We start from the raw sequence: 14,881 nt of genomic DNA on the forward strand, positions 1-14,881 counted from the left end.
CCTCCTTAATCAAGTAATGTGAACGTAATTTTTACACTCGTATCATCACTTGCTGAGATTTTTAAAAAGTCAAAACCGTGCATTTTCTCGGTTTGCCATAGTCCATTATCTAAGCTGATAGCATTTTGCCAGCTAATTAGTGCAACATTATCTAAGCGAGAGATTGCTTCACCTGTACTTGGTGCATAATGTCTAAATTGCAGTTTCACACCTCTTGGTGGAAGTTCTTTTGGTCCTAAAGTGAACTCATCTGACGGTAAACTAAAGTCATGACTAAATGCATGCCATGCTTGGTCACCGCCTTCACTTACATCTATTTTATGTTGTGAAAAAGTAAGATCGTCTATTTCGGTTGTATAACTTAATAGAGCATCAATTTTTCCACCATTTTCTGATTGTAAATAACCATAAAATGAGAAGTCTTTACTCAGAAGTGGATCGCCATTTTCATCTGTTAATTCCATCACTCGCATTGTATGTCTAAACGGTATTATCGATGGCGTATTATCGAACTCGTCACGACTTGAGCAAAGTGCTTGAATGCCAGCATAAGGTTGGTCTGTACATGGAAAAACGCTGTCACTGGTGTGATCCCAGCGGCTTACTTCAAACGCCTCGCTGTCGTTATCCCAATCTTCAAAATCACCAAACACCATTATGTCGCGGCCAAAGACCATACTACTGAGTTCGCCACTGGTTACTTCGATCTCAGATACGAATGCGGCTGATGAAGGGGCGTATTGTCGCAAGTCAATAATGTCACTATTGCTATTTACCTCAATAGTGACGTCTGTCGTGCTCTTTGTTGCCTGATTTTGACTAAAATAGACTTCACCATAATTATCACGAGGAATTAAAGTGATATTGTCATCAGAAAACTCAGCAAGGCGTCTTAATAAGTAGTGAGTTAAAAAACCTGTTGTAAAGCGTGGTTTATAATCTTCAACAAAAATAGGATAAGCAAAAGCCCGGTTGACGGTTTGCGTTTCTGTGTTTAAATCGATCATCACAGCAACACCGAGTAAGGTATCAAGGCGAGGTTGGTCAAATACGAAATTACCAAGACCGAGTACAGCAGGAATATCGTTATAGACAGCAAAGCCTTGCGCTACATGGGGGTGGTGAGCAATAAGGAGATCTGTATTTTGCTTTGATAATGCTTCAAACCGGCTGCCAATATAGCTTGAAGGAGAATAGGTGTATTCATCACCTCCGTGCATTTGGGCAATGATAAATTGTGAAGAATCCTGTTCTTCTAGTGAAGATTTAACTGTATCCGAGTCGGTTAAATTTGCAGCCCCGCCTTTTTCAGTATCAGCAATGTAGCTGTATTCGTGTTCTGTCCCTGTGATTGAAGTGGCGGCAAAAAGCACGAGCGTTACATCTTCAAGTGTTTTACTCACTGTGGTCATTGCTTGGGTTTCATCAAGTCCTGCACCGCTATGTAGTAAGCCAGCATTGCTTACTTCAATAAGGGTATCTTCTAAGCCGGATTGCAAGTAATCGTAGATATGGTTATTACCAAGACCAACATAATCTATGCCTATCTCGGTTAGCCCTTGCAGTGAGTCTGGTAGACTAAAAAAGCTGAACTCTTTGGTTGGATGGACGGTTGCTGGATTAGTCGTCACTGGCGATTCTAGGTTAACTGATGCAAAGTCAGCATTTTCAAATAGGGCTGCGACATCAGCAGTAATTGCAATACTGTCTGCCCCGGCTGTACCTGGATGGATCAAGGCATCAGTTACATCGGGAATAGACGTGCCCATGGTTTTTAAATTGGGATCTAAATAACGACGGCCAAACATGGTATCGCCAGCAAATAAGAGGCTTTTACTGCTCGATGCTTTAGTTTGGAGTTGGACTGTAGTTGTCGATGAGTCTGGTTGATTAACGACAATACTTGCACGCGGAAAATATCCCGTTTGCTCAACCATAATCGCATGATTGCCATAAGCAAGGTTACTAACACTTATAGTACCATCGCTATCAGACTGATAGCTTTGCCCAGCTAAGGTAACACTGATATTGCTTAGTGGTGTTTGATTTTCATCGGTGATCGTAAAAGAAATATTTGCACTACCAGCAAGCAGCTTTTCGCGATCGCTGATTGTGACCTGCGTTTGCTCATCTGGTTTATCTTCGTTCGGGTCTTTTACTTTACATGCAGTTAAATTAAGACACGTAAGCAGAACTAAAGAATTAAAAAATATTTTCAACTAACGCCCCTCGTTATCACACAATTTACATTCTATACGTCAAAATTATTATGGTTATTTTATAATTGCTGGCTAATAGGGACAACAATTGACCAGCTCTGAAAATTCAGATATTGCATGCTCTTGGGCATAGTTTCGATGATATTTTGTACTGGTGACTTAATAACCAATGATAAAGGTGTAGCTTAAGTTTTAAGTGTAGTTCAAATTTATTGGTTGACAGAATTTGTCTTAAAATTTAGACAAATAGCAATTTGGTATTAGGAGATGAATGGAAATAAAAAAGGCCAATAAATGGCCTTTTTGTGCGTATGGGCTTTCACAAAATGAAAGTTAGAATTTGTATTTAACACCGAACATAGCAACAACTGGGTCGATTTCTACAGTTGAAGTTAACGCTTTTGCGCCGTCAGCATAAACAGTTGCATCTGTATCGATGTCGATTAGTGAAACCATGCCATGAAGGCCCCAGTTTTCACTCATCATGTAGTTAAAACCAGCTTGAGCTGCAAAGCCAAATGAATCATCTAGTTTAACTTCTACATCGTCAGTGCCTAGTGTTGCTTTTAGTGCAGCTGAAGGCTCTTCATCAAAGAAAACAGTATAGTTTACGCCTACACCCACAAATGGACGGAACTTATAAGTTGAGTCTAAGAAGTGGTACTGCGCTAAAAGTGTTGGTGGTAAATGTTTGATTTTCGCAATTTTGTTACCTGCTAAACCACCTGCACCTTGAACATCATGACTAAAAGGTGTTGCTGCTACTAATTCAATTACCCAATTGTCATCAAGCGCATAATCTACAGTAATACCTAGCTGAGTATCATCATCTGCACGTAGACCTAACGTTGGTGCTTCATTGATTTTTGAGCTGTCGTTATCAGGGTTTACATTAATTGCACCTACGTTCACGCTTAAGTTTGCGTTTGCAACAGGAGAGAGTGCTAATAGTGAAGTAAGTAATGCAATGCTTAATTTAGTTTTCATGTTGTTCTCCGCGAACTACTTGTCTTATTTGGTTGAGGCTATTATTACTAACTTGAAGCGGACAAAACCTGTTCTAGATCAAAGTTTCAAAAATGTTTGAACTAAGTGAAGCCATTTATTGATTTAGATTAAGTTTTTAAACAGGTACAGCAAAAAAAAGATTGACTCTTATTGACTCTATATTCAGTTGCGGCTGGTAAACTAACAGGGTTATTTGCTTAATTAGGTGTTTTTCATGGCTGATCCTCAGCACTTATTTCTTCATGGCTCGATTTCAAAAGCGTTACTTAAATTAGGTATCCCGATCATCTTAATCAATATTTTGCAGTCTGCTTATCAGTTGACCGATGCATTTTGGGTAGGGCGCTTAGGGGCAGAACAAGTGGCTGCCGTTTCTGTCAGTATGCCCGTTACCTTTTTGGTGATTGCTATTGGCTCTGGTTTGGCAATGGCGGGCGCTATTTTATCCGCTCAATACATGGGAGCTGGTCAGCAAGATCAGGTAAACCATGTTGCTGCCCAAACTATGTTAATGGTGACAATTACCGCAACCATACTTGGTTTAATAGGCTATGTGCTTTCTCCTTACTTTTTGACTTTATTAGGTGTTGAAGATCAAGTGTTTGGTGATGCGCTTAAATTTATGCATGTATCTTTTATTGGCGTTGTGTTTGTATTTATTTATGCCATGTTTCAAGCCTTAATGCGTGGCATAGGGCAAACCAAGGTACCGCTTTATATTGTAAGCGCTACTGTATTACTCAATTTTGTGCTCGACCCTTTACTGATTTTTGGTTTTGGTGACTTTGCTGGATTTGGCGTAATGGGGGCTGCACTAGCCACACTAATCACGCAAAGCTTAGCGGCTGCAATCGGGGTATGGGTGTTTTTGCGAGGCCGCCACGGCATCCAACTTAAACTCTCTAGCTTTAAACCAGACTGGCAATATATGAAACAAGCCTTCTTTTTAGGGGCTCCTGGCTCGGTTGAACTTTCTGCGAGAGCCTTTGGCTTAATCATTATGTCGTTTTTGGTTGCCAGCTTTGGTACGCACACCATTGCCTCTTATGGTGTTGGTTCTAATATTTTACAAATGGTGATGATCCCTGCAATGGGTCTTTCAATGGCTGTTTCAACCTTGGTTGGTCAAAACATGGGGGCAAGAAATCCACAGCGTGCAGCACAAATAACACGTTTAGCCTCGCTTTGGGGATTACTAGGGCTAACATTAGTGGGCGTTGTTGCTTATCTGTTTGCTGAATACTTTGTGGCTTTTTTCATTCCTGATGATGAGTCTGTGATTGCTGGTGGCGCAGAGTTCATTCGCGTTATGTGTTTAACTTGGGGCGGAATAGGCGTGCAGCTTTGTGTGGTTGCTGCATTTAGGGCTTCAGGAAACATGCTCAATGCTATGGTTGTGTCACTGCTTTCGCAATGCGTTATTCAATTTCCTACCGCGTATATTTTGTCAAAGCATACTTCACTTGGACCACAGGGCATATGGTATTCGTTTGCTATTACTAATGTACTTGTGGCTATTATTACTTATCTTTGGTTCGCAGCTGGTCGTTGGCAGCGAACACAATTAACCAAAGAAGACAAAGATATTGCCAAGGTAACCCAAGAAACCCTCATTGAAGAAGGAAATCATTAATTTAAGTTTCACACTGCGGTCATAATCTCTCGTTGTAATAACCTAAGCTTTCTAACTGACTAGGGTTATTATGAGTTTGATATCAAATGCAGAGTTAGCAACGCGCTCAGTAGTGCAGTCTGACGTGGTAGAAACATTACAAACCTTGATCCGATTTAAATCGGTAACGCCTGCTCAAGCTGGTGCAATTGATTGGCTTGAAAGTAATTTAAGCCAGCTCGGCTTTGACTGTGAAGTATTTAGCTTTAATCATGTTACTAATTTAATTGCTAAAATCACCTTTGGTGATGGCCCTATCGTTGCTTTTTCTGGTCATATTGATGTGGTCCCTACTGCAGAAGGTGATTGGCGAGTTGATCCTTTTAGTGGTGAGATAGTCGATGGCAATATCTATGGCCGTGGCGCAGCAGACATGAAAGGCGGCGTTGCTGCTATGCTTTGCGCAACAAAACGTTTTTTAGCGCAAAATAGCAATAAACGCGGCACATTTTACTGGTTAATTACCTCAGATGAAGAGGGCGAGGCTGAATACGGCTCTTTACTGATTGCTGAGCGTCTAGCCAAACAAGGTGTTGTGCTTGATGGTTGCCTAGTAGGCGAGCCGACGAGTCATTTGCATGTGGGTGATACCATTAAAAATGGCAGAAGAGGCGCTTTGTCTGCTCGATTATCTATTCAAGGTAAAGCTGGGCATGTTGCTTATCCAGAAAACACCATAAACGCAGCGCATTTAAGTGCAGAGGTTGTGAAGCGCCTAACGGCAATTAGTTGGCACAAAGATGAAGCTAGTTCGGCTACAACACTGCAAGTGACCGGAATTAATATTGCCAATGTGGTCGATAATCTTGTTCCTGCTCAATGTGAGCTCACGTTTAACGTACGTTATAGTCATGGCTATAAAAGTAAAGACGTTAAAGAAGAAATTCAGTTTGCATTGGCAGATCTAGCATCACAGCTAACGCTTGTTTGGGAACGCCCGTGTGAATCATTTTATACCCTGCATCAAGCAAGCAATTGCTTATTGCAGCAGCTTGAACAAGCCGTGCATGAAATCACTGGCAGCTTTCCGATGCTTAGTACTAGTGGTGGCACATCAGATGGTCGCTTTTTTGCTAATGAGCACACGCAAGTGATTGAATGTGGAGTGCGAAACCATACCATTCATCAAGTTAATGAGCATGTTCCTATCACAGATTTAAAAACTATTGAGCAAATATATTTAGCTGCGCTTAGAAATACCTTTAATTAAAAAGAAAAAAGTCGGCGAGCGTGCCGACTTTTTTTAGCTATTTTATAACGACTATTCGCGTGTCTGTCCTAAGTATCGTTTGGCTTTACTCGCTTTCACTTTATCTAGGTCGACAAGCACTAAACCATCGATGCAGTTATTAAACTCAGGGTCGATGCTAAAACTTAAAAATTGTACGCCACCAGGTTCGCAAAGCTCGGTGTATTGTTTAAATAGGGTTGGGACTTGCGCGCCGATATTGGCAAGTACATGCTTAAGTTCAACAAAGTCTTCTTTAATATCATCCCCAGCAAATAGCTGAGCACATTGTTCTTTTTGTGATTCGGTATGGCGATATTCATTATTGGGGATAGCTAACACTTGTTTAGCACCATAATAATGCTGGTAATAATGAACGAGTAGTGATTTAGCTTGCTCGGGGAGTGCGTTAGATACGCTAACTGCGCCAAACAAATAGCGGTATTGCGGGTAGCGGTTCACAAATGCGCCAATGCCGAACCATAAATAATCTAAGCTCTTTCTGCCCCAGTACTTGGGTTGCACAAAGCTGCGACCAAGCTCAATGCCCTTTTCAAAATAAGGCGCAATATCATCGCTGTAGCTAAATAGGCTATCGGTATATAAACCTTTACGGCCATGTTTTTCTATAATGTCTTGTGCGCAGGCAAGTCGGTATGCGCCGACTAGTTCAAGTTGCTTAGCATCCCACAGCACAAGGTGTTGATAATCCATGTCGTATTTATCTATATCTCGGCGTTTGCCACTGCCTTCACCGACTGCCCGAAACGCAATTTCACGCAGTCGCCCCAGTTCACGGAAAATCGGTGAGCTACCACAGTATTGATATAAGTAAATTTTCATACCATCAGAGGTTTCACCTAATAACTCACATTCTTCAATGGCTTTTTTTAGGTCTTTCGTTGCTTCTGGACTGGCAATAGGGGTTTGCGTTTTTAACGGCAGAGGTTTTTTTGTGATAAGTCGATACAACTGCTTTCTTATCAGCTGAGCTATTTCTTTGTCTTTTAAATTCTCGATTAAATATGACTCAGGCGGGATGGACGCGCCAATTTCAAACTCTAATGATTTTTGTCGTTGTTTAAACATCTCTTTGACTAATAACAAACTGGCTAAGGGTTTGTAGATCATTGAGGTGCCGTAGAATAACGGGCTGTTTTTCGCTTTGATGTAAATAGGCAAAATAGGTGCGTTGGCCTTTTTCGCCATACGTAAAAAGCCAGTATTCCATTTACAGTCTTTAATGCCCGTTGGACTTAAGCGTGACACCTCTCCTGCAGGAAAGATTAATAACGCACCGTCTGATTTTAAATGCTGTTGGATATTAGCAAGCTCTTTCTTTTTGCTTGTACCAGAGAGGTTGTCAACGGGAAGAAGTAATGAATGCATCGGAGTGATTGACATCAGCATGCGGTTTGCAACGACTTTTAAGTCAGGGCGAACACTTGATAAGACTTTTATTAGCGCTAATGCATCAAGAGAACCGATAGGGTGGTTAGCGACAATAACGACATTACCTTCACTAGGAATATGTTCCATCTGCTTTGGCTTGTAGCGCGTGTCAAAGTCTAGCTCATCAAGTACTTGCTCTACAAACTCAAGTCCTTGTAAGTGTGGGTATGCATCACCAAAGGCAACAAACTCTTGCTCGTGTAATAAATAACCCAAACCTTTCTTTACTAAGCCTTTTACTTTTGGTGAATTTTCTAACTGTGGTAAATTTGCTTCTATTACTTTATCAACACTGATCATACAAACCTCAAACATAAACGCATTCAGCGATGAGGTTAGGGTAAGAGTTCGCTGTGACAGTTAGGTTGCAGTTGTGTGACTTTTTAAAGAGCGCTTCGAGTACGAGGCAAAATGGAGAAGACAATGATTTTACTTGTAGCTGTAACAGGCCGAGATTGCAGCCAATTAATTGCCCGATTACAAGCGTTATTACCAGAGGTTGACGTGCAGCTTTGGTCTGAATGCACTGATTACCAAGCCGTTGAGTTTGTACTGGCTTGGAATGCCCCTGCTGACTTATGGCCTAAGCTGGTAAATTTAAAAGCGGTTTCTTCATTTGGGGCTGGCGTTGATAGCATCGACTTAACGAAGATAGCGGCGCACGTCCCCGTTGTTAGAATTGTTGATGATAATCTTGCAAATGATATGGCAGAGTACGTGCTGACCCATGTGTTGGCACACAAGCTGAGACTCAAAGAATATTATTTAAAACAATCAGGCTGTACTTGGAAGCCAAAGCGAGCGTATTCACATCAACATGTGGGTATTTTGGGTTATGGTGAACTAGGTAAAGTCTGTGCTAAGCGGTTACTCGCAAATGGCTTTAGAGTGAGTGCTTGGTCTAATAGTGAAAAACACGATGCTGAAGTAAGTACCTATTACACACAGCAGGGATTAGATGACATGCTTGGTCAAATTGATTATCTCGTGTGCTTGTTGCCACTTAACCAACACACTCAGGGTATCATTAACAAATCACTGCTAAGTAAATTGCAAAATCATGCGGTGCTTATTAATGTTGCCAGAGGCAAGCATGTTGTCGATGAAGATTTGCTTGAAGCACTTGATAGTGAGCAATTACGCGGCGCTACCCTTGATGTGTTTAGCGAAGAGCCTTTACCTAAGTCGCATGCTTACTGGTCTCATGAAAAGGTGACCTTAACACCTCACTGTGCTGCATTGTCAGATTTAGAGACTGTGACTTTGCAAATTGCGGGTAATGTCAAAAGGTTAATTGAAGGTAAAAATCTAATAAATCAGGTTGATAGAACAAAAGGTTATTGACACATTACAAATTAGTTTAATGTACAGCTTGTTAACATCTGTAACTTTGCTATTCTGTTGTTGCTCAATAAAAAAACAACAATAAAAAAGAGGCGTTATGAAATCTAATCAAGGTGGAGCTAAATTTAGTCTAGTCGTAGTGTCAGTAATCGTTCTTGGTGTTTCAGCATGGTTTAATCAAGCGAATGCGTCGGAGCAGCCAGCTCAGGCTATTGAAGTAAGCCAATCATAACCAACCAATCACAGTTAATATGTGCAGCATGTTTTTATGCTGCACTTCAATCACTTATTCTATTAACTTCTTTTTGAATGGATTTCTCTGTTCTCGTGTTTCTTCTCGTCTGACTTTTTAATCATCACATACGTCGCACCGCTACCACCATGATGCTTAAGGGCGCTATGAAAGGCTAAAACCGCTGGAATTTCTTGCAGCCACTTATTGGTATAGCTCTTTAAAATACCCGGCTGTGATTTATTTTTGATACCAATACCATGGCGAATTAGTACGACACGAATATTTCGTTTATGGCAGTCATCAATAAAATTAAAAAGCGTACTGCGCGCTCGTTGAAGAGGCTGGCCATGCAAATCAAGCGTGGCATCGAGTTGATATTTAGCTAAGCGCAGATTTTTATATACTTGGCCTTGTACGCCATCTTTTTTAAATGCCAATATGGCATGAGGATCTAATAGCTCAACGAATTCAGTACGTAAATAGTTTTCATCAATTGCTAAATCACACTCAGCTGCTTTACGTTTTTCTTGTTGCGCTAAAGAAGGGCCCTGTTTCGTAGAATCAAATTGAACAGTGTCATGCTTAAGAGGTTTTACGTCTTCCATTGATGAGAGAAATAAGTCGAAGTCGTTTAATGACATAAGGTACCTCCAAATTATCTATACCCAAACCACCTCAAGATGCGAGTTTCAGTTGGAATTAAAAGCGATTTAGGCAAGGCATTGATTGCAAATAATAGTGGTTCTATTGTTAAAATCAATAACGCAGTATAAATCGCTTTTAAACCAACCCTCTGGGCGTTTCACAGGCACTTACTCTCATCGTTGTTACTTCTTAAAAGGGACCACCATTCTTGCAAAGTAACGCCTTGATATTAAGCACCTGTGAAACGCTGAATTCTGCATCTTGAGGTGGCTTGGGTATATATACGCCATTAATGGTATCTCAGTTCAATCATTTTGTAAGTAAAAAAAAGCCCAAGCAGAGGACTGCTTGGGCATAAAAGCTGATAGATGGGATAGCCTATTCTATCAATTTATCTTAGGAGAAGATTAACCTTGATTGATATTCAATTGGCCAAATGTGTAGACCTTGAATAAATAAAATGTGTTGATCAACACCAAGCTCATATTTGAGATAACGCTTGATGACATCAGATCTAAACTAAACGATAAAAATAATAAACTACACGCGCTAATCGCTGCAAAACGCAGTAATGTAAGCTGGTTAATAAAAAATGCACCTAGTCCTAGTGCAAGTAACGTTAAGTTTAAAAGCCAATCTAGCTCGTTTAGCATGGTCGTATCTGATCGTGTCTGTGTTGAAAAAGGAGCGCCATTATGGTGATCTTTTACACAGCTTTCAACCAAGTAATTTTAAATTTTCGGATTAGATTTTTTAATCCATTATTAGCTTTTTCATGGCAGCAAAAAAACCACTTTGCTCTGTCACGCGATACTTCTGGCAGGTATCTGGTTTGCGCTTATCCTGGCACAGGTAAATAATGTTGCGGCTTAGGTCTGCACGGGGGCTGAGGGTTGAATCAAATAAGTTTGCACCATAACCAAAAACCCCTGGCCAAAATACACTTTGCGAGACCATACCTAGCTTTTCATAAGTGATTAACACAGGTTTGGGCGTAATTAGCAGAATTAATACAACTGCTGCGAGCGCATACCACCGTGTTTTACTTTTTTTAAGTTCGACTTCAGGAACGCTTTGCTGCGCAGCTTGTGCACGCGCTTGTTGCTGGGGGGCTGGTCTTTGGCGCTTTGCTTGTGTTGGTTTTTTTCGTGCAGGTGTTTTACCAAGCAAAGATTGTTTTTTTATTTTATTAGACATAAAGCTTATCTGGCCTTTTAAACATAGGTCTCTATAATGAGATTATAACGAAGTTTTTGATATAATAGTCAAATTCAAATCACTTATAGCTTAAATGCGTTACACTCTACAGTGCAATGAGTGTTTATCTTCATAGTTTAAGAGGAATAGTATGGATACGCAGCTTTCAATTCTTATTGTGGACGACGTAGGCACAGTTCGCAGTTTTTTAAATCAAACATTAATGCACCTAGGTATCGATAATGTGCGTGAGGCTTCTACGGCCGCGCAGTGTTTAAGCGTATGTAAAGAAAAAGAGTTCAATATTATCTTTTTAGATATTGAATTACCCGATGGTGACGGCAAAGAGATTATCTCGCAAATCAACGAAATTTCGCCTGAAGCAAACGTAGTAATGGTTTCAGCCCATTCAACAGTAGAAAACGTTAAAGAAGCGATTGAGAAGGGCGCTAAAGGGTTTGTAGTAAAACCTTTCACACCTAAGAAGATTGCCGCTATGCTGAAAAAGTTTTATCCAGAGCTCGAAATTGTCTAGTTAACAACTTTAATGAGGCATATAGAACACGTGCCTTTTATACCAACCCGCAATAATACTTAATCATTTTGAGGGATTAAACCTGTCGCTAGCAGCGTTAAAAATTTCTCTTTTAGAACAACTAAATAACGAAATTTTTGCCTTTTTATCAACGAGGTTTTATTGCCTCAAAATAGACTACTTAATTAAGAGGATTGGTATTAAATTACAGATAAAAAAAAACCGGCAAAAGCCGGTTTTTTCATATTCATCAAAAACAAATTATAGCGCTTTGATTTTAGCTGCTAAACGACTCTTATGACGAGCTGCTTTGTTCTTGTGGATTAGACCTTTAGTTGCGTAACGGTCTAGGATAGGTGTTGCAACAGCGAATGCCGCTTGTGCAGCTTCTTTGTCGCCCGCTTCAATAGCAGTAACTACTTTTTTGAAGTAAGTACGCATCATTGAACGACGGCTTGCGTTATGTTGACGATTTTTTTCGCTCGTAATAGCGCGTTTTTTTGCAGACTTGATGTTAGCCAAGGTTTGCTCCTAACAATCTTAAAATAAGCTTAATTTAAAGGCCGTGGAATATGCCTGTTTTTATCATGAATGTCAACGAAATTTTGACATCTCAAGAAAAACTGCTCCTTATAACGAACATCAATTTGCCGCTTTAGCAGTTAATATCGCCATTGTAACAAAGGGTCGGGTTCGAGCCTAGTGCTTTAAAGATATTTTAGGCATAATCGCCCATCTTAGAAGTTTTTTGATAATGGGTTTAAGGTGGCAAAAGGATTATTTCGTTCTGGGATGATTGTTAGTGCAATGACGATGATCTCGCGTATTTTAGGGTTAGTACGAGATGCTGTTGTGGCAAATCTGCTAGGTGCCAGTGCTGCTGCGGATGTGTTTTTATTTGCCAATCGAATTCCTAACTTTTTAAGACGTTTGTTTGCCGAAGGTGCCTTTGCTCAAGCTTTTGTGCCGGTTTTATCTGAGATAAAAGAACAACAAGGCGATGATAAAGTGAGGCTGTTTGTAGCTCAAGCAGCCGGTACCCTAGGTACTATTTTATTAATTGTTACTTTGTTTGGGGTTGTTGCCTCTCCTGTGATAGCGGCCTTATTTGGTACTGGCTGGTTTATCGATTGGTGGCAAGGAGGCGAAAATGCAGAAAAGTTCGTACTGGCTAGTGCACTGTTAAAGCTGACTTTCCCTTATTTATTTTTTGTGAGTCTGGTTGCCTTAAGTGGTGCGGTTATGAACGTATATAATCGTTTTGCTGTGGCTGCATTTACGCCTGTGCTGTTAAATGTATCAATTATCACGTGTGCTGTTTTTCTACACGATAAATTTTCGGTGGGGGCATACGCGCTTGCCATCGGCGTGTTTGTAGGGGGCTTAGTACAGTTATTATTCCAGTTGCCATTTTTGTATCGTGCCCGCATGTTGAGCCGCCCTAAATGGGGCTGGCAAGATGAAAACGTTAAGAAAGTCCGAAAACTCATGCTACCAGCCTTGTTTGGCGTGTCTATCAGTCAAATAAACCTGTTACTCGACACTATGATCGCCTCAATGTTGATGACCGGCTCTATCGCGTGGCTCTACTACTCAGACCGTTTAATTGAGTTTCCTCTTGGTTTATTCGGTATCGGTATCGCGACGGTCATATTGCCTGCATTGTCTAAGTTACATAGCACCAATAGCACAAAAGATTTTCAACTAACCCTCGATTGGGGGGTGAGGTTTGTAATTTTCTTAGGCTTGCCGGCCATGTTTGGCTTAATGGTGATAAGCCCGCTCATTATTACGGTTTTATTTGATCATGGTGCGTTTCAAAACGGTGAAATTGATCATGTAAAAGCGGTAAGTTACGGTGTGATGGCCTACTCAGTGGGACTGGTTAGCTTTATGTTAATCAAGGTGTTAGCTCCAGGTTTTTATTCACGTCAAGATACTAAAACTCCAGTAAAAATAGGCATTAAAACACTGGTGTTAAATATGGTGTTTAACATTATGCTAGCTCCATTTATTGGCTATTTGGGGTTAGCGTTAGCAACCGCGATGTCGGCCAGTTGTAATGCCTATTTGTTGTACCATCAACTACGTAAAGAAGGCGTTTATCAGTTTTCTGCGATGAGCCTTGGCTTCACCTTTAAGTGTTTGTTTTCAAGTTTATTAATGGCTGCTGCAGTGTGGTATGTTGGCCAGCAATTTGCGTGGAAAACATGGTACTTTACTGAACAAGTGCTGCTGTTGAGTGGGTTATTAGTGCTGGCGGTTTTTGTTTACTTTGCTGCCTTATTCATTTTAGGTGTGCGACTAAATACGATAAAAAGTGTTGCAACTACTGAATCAAACTAAAAAAAAGATTATAATCGGCGCTTCAAGCCCGATATCAATCTTTTGGGCTCGCTGATAAAGGCAAAAAGGTGGCATGGAGTTAATTAGAGGTATTCACAATATTCGCGCGCAGCATTATGGCTGTGTGTTGACCATTGGTAATTTTGATGGCGTGCACTTAGGTCATGCAGAAGTGATTAAAGGCTTGCTGCAAGACGCAGAAAAGCATCAATTGCCAAGTACCGTGATGTTATTTGAGCCTCAGCCACAAGAGTTTTTTGCTAAAGATAATGCTCCCGCGCGTTTAACTCGACTACGTGATAAGCTCAGTTTGCTTGCTAAATTAGGCGTGGAGAGAGTGATTTGCATTAGCTTTAATCAGCAATTTGCCAACATGGAAGCAGAACAGTTTGTCAGCCAAGTACTGGTTGAAAAACTAGGCGTTAAGGCATTAACTGTTGGTGATGACTTTTGTTTTGGCAAACGTCGTCGTGGTGATTTTGCATTACTAAAAACCATGGGCACTGAGCTGAACATGGATGTGAAAAGTACTGCAAGTTTTCGCAGACTCAATGATAGAGTTAGTAGTACCCTTATTCGCCATGCGCTTGCTGCAGGGCAATTAGAAGATGCAAAAACCATGTTAGGTCATGGTTATGCGATTTCTGGACGTGTTATTCATGGCTGGGCGAAAGGTCGTGAATTAGGGTTCAGAACTGCCAACATAGCACTAAAACGCCAAGTATGCCCTGTAAATGGGGTATTTGCGGTACGAGCTAAAGTTGGTGATAAAGAATTATATGGGGTTGCAAATATTGGCAACAAACCCACATTTAATGGAACACGCGCATTGTTAGAAGTCCATCTTTTCGACTTTGCGCAAGACATTTACGGACAATTTATGCACGTGGAGCTAATTAAAAAGCTTCGCGATGAGAAAAAATTCGAGACATTAACACAACTGACGGCGCAGATTGCAGATGATGTAACCGCCGCTAAGCAGTGTTTTGGTTTAAATTAG

The 14,881-nt window shown here is 40.7% G+C and carries 14 protein-coding genes; 7 read left to right on the top strand and 7 right to left on the bottom strand.

Annotated features, from left to right (window positions below; translation table 11 throughout):
- Positions 1–5: 5 nt before the first annotated feature.
- Both AADY36_RS05245 and AADY36_RS05250 read right to left on the bottom strand, forming a co-directional pair.
- Positions 6–2,219: a CapA family protein gene (locus AADY36_RS05245; protein ID WP_239963800.1), complete on the bottom strand. Its 2,214-nt coding sequence runs from the start codon at positions 2,217–2,219 to the stop codon at positions 6–8.
- A 333-nt stretch (positions 2,220–2,552) separates the two neighbouring features.
- On the bottom strand, positions 2,553–3,206 hold the full coding sequence (locus tag AADY36_RS05250; protein WP_054561921.1) for an OmpW/AlkL family protein: 654 nt from the start codon (positions 3,204–3,206) through the stop codon (positions 2,553–2,555).
- Between the two features lie 235 nt (positions 3,207–3,441).
- Between AADY36_RS05250 and AADY36_RS05255 the strand changes: the two genes are divergently transcribed.
- A complete protein-coding gene (locus AADY36_RS05255) occupies positions 3,442–4,860 on the top strand; it encodes an MATE family efflux transporter (protein WP_239963801.1) in 1,419 nt (472 codons plus the stop codon).
- A gap of 70 nt (positions 4,861–4,930) precedes the next feature.
- Positions 4,931–6,109 carry a succinyl-diaminopimelate desuccinylase gene (gene dapE / locus AADY36_RS05260; protein ID WP_342408625.1) on the top strand — a complete coding sequence of 393 codons (1,179 nt, stop codon included), beginning with the start codon at positions 4,931–4,933 and terminating at the stop codon, positions 6,107–6,109.
- Between the two features lie 51 nt (positions 6,110–6,160).
- On the opposite strand, the gene AADY36_RS05265 is transcribed toward dapE, so the two are convergent.
- Entirely contained in the window at positions 6,161–7,879 is a 1,719-nt protein-coding gene (locus AADY36_RS05265) for a lysophospholipid acyltransferase family protein (protein WP_055198365.1), read from the bottom strand.
- 123 nt (positions 7,880–8,002) lie between these two features.
- Here AADY36_RS05265 and AADY36_RS05270 point away from each other — a divergent pair, with 123 nt between their 5' ends.
- Both AADY36_RS05270 and AADY36_RS05275 read left to right on the top strand, forming a co-directional pair.
- Positions 8,003–8,923 (top strand): 2-hydroxyacid dehydrogenase, encoded by a 921-nt coding sequence (locus AADY36_RS05270; RefSeq protein WP_239963897.1) that lies wholly within the window; start codon positions 8,003–8,005, stop codon positions 8,921–8,923.
- Between the two features lie 97 nt (positions 8,924–9,020).
- On the top strand, positions 9,021–9,155 hold the full coding sequence (locus tag AADY36_RS05275; protein ID WP_258535966.1) for a hypothetical protein: 135 nt from the start codon (positions 9,021–9,023) through the stop codon (positions 9,153–9,155).
- Positions 9,156–9,217: 62 nt separating this feature from the next.
- On the opposite strand, the gene smrA is transcribed toward AADY36_RS05275, so the two are convergent.
- The 3 genes from smrA to AADY36_RS05290 all read right to left on the bottom strand — a co-directional run bounded on the left by smrA (position 9,218) and on the right by AADY36_RS05290 (position 11,000).
- On the bottom strand, positions 9,218–9,799 hold the full coding sequence (smrA, locus tag AADY36_RS05280) for a DNA endonuclease SmrA (protein WP_054561916.1): 582 nt from the start codon (positions 9,797–9,799) through the stop codon (positions 9,218–9,220).
- A gap of 411 nt (positions 9,800–10,210) precedes the next feature.
- A complete protein-coding gene (locus AADY36_RS05285) occupies positions 10,211–10,456 on the bottom strand; it encodes a hypothetical protein (protein ID WP_054551958.1) in 246 nt (81 codons plus the stop codon).
- Between the two features lie 100 nt (positions 10,457–10,556).
- A complete protein-coding gene (locus tag AADY36_RS05290; protein WP_054561915.1) occupies positions 10,557–11,000 on the bottom strand; it encodes a hypothetical protein in 444 nt (147 codons plus the stop codon).
- Between the two features lie 151 nt (positions 11,001–11,151).
- On the opposite strand from AADY36_RS05290, the gene AADY36_RS05295 reads away from it, so the two are divergent.
- Positions 11,152–11,535, top strand: a complete 384-nt coding sequence (locus tag AADY36_RS05295) for a response regulator (protein ID WP_342408626.1) — start codon at positions 11,152–11,154, stop codon at positions 11,533–11,535.
- Positions 11,536–11,796: 261 nt separating this feature from the next.
- Here AADY36_RS05295 and rpsT read toward each other — a convergent pair whose 3' ends face one another.
- Positions 11,797–12,057 (bottom strand): 30S ribosomal protein S20, encoded by a 261-nt coding sequence (gene rpsT / locus AADY36_RS05300; protein WP_054561913.1) that lies wholly within the window; start codon positions 12,055–12,057, stop codon positions 11,797–11,799.
- Positions 12,058–12,300: 243 nt separating this feature from the next.
- Here rpsT and murJ point away from each other — a divergent pair, with 243 nt between their 5' ends.
- Entirely contained in the window at positions 12,301–13,881 is a 1,581-nt protein-coding gene (gene murJ, locus AADY36_RS05305) for a murein biosynthesis integral membrane protein MurJ (protein WP_268795220.1), read from the top strand.
- A 73-nt stretch (positions 13,882–13,954) separates the two neighbouring features.
- Positions 13,955–14,881: a bifunctional riboflavin kinase/FAD synthetase gene (ribF, locus tag AADY36_RS05310; protein WP_054561912.1), complete on the top strand. Its 927-nt coding sequence runs from the start codon at positions 13,955–13,957 to the stop codon at positions 14,879–14,881.

This window comes from Pseudoalteromonas sp. D15MCD-2, from assembly GCF_038562745.1.
GTDB lineage: Bacteria > Pseudomonadota > Gammaproteobacteria > Enterobacterales > Alteromonadaceae > Pseudoalteromonas.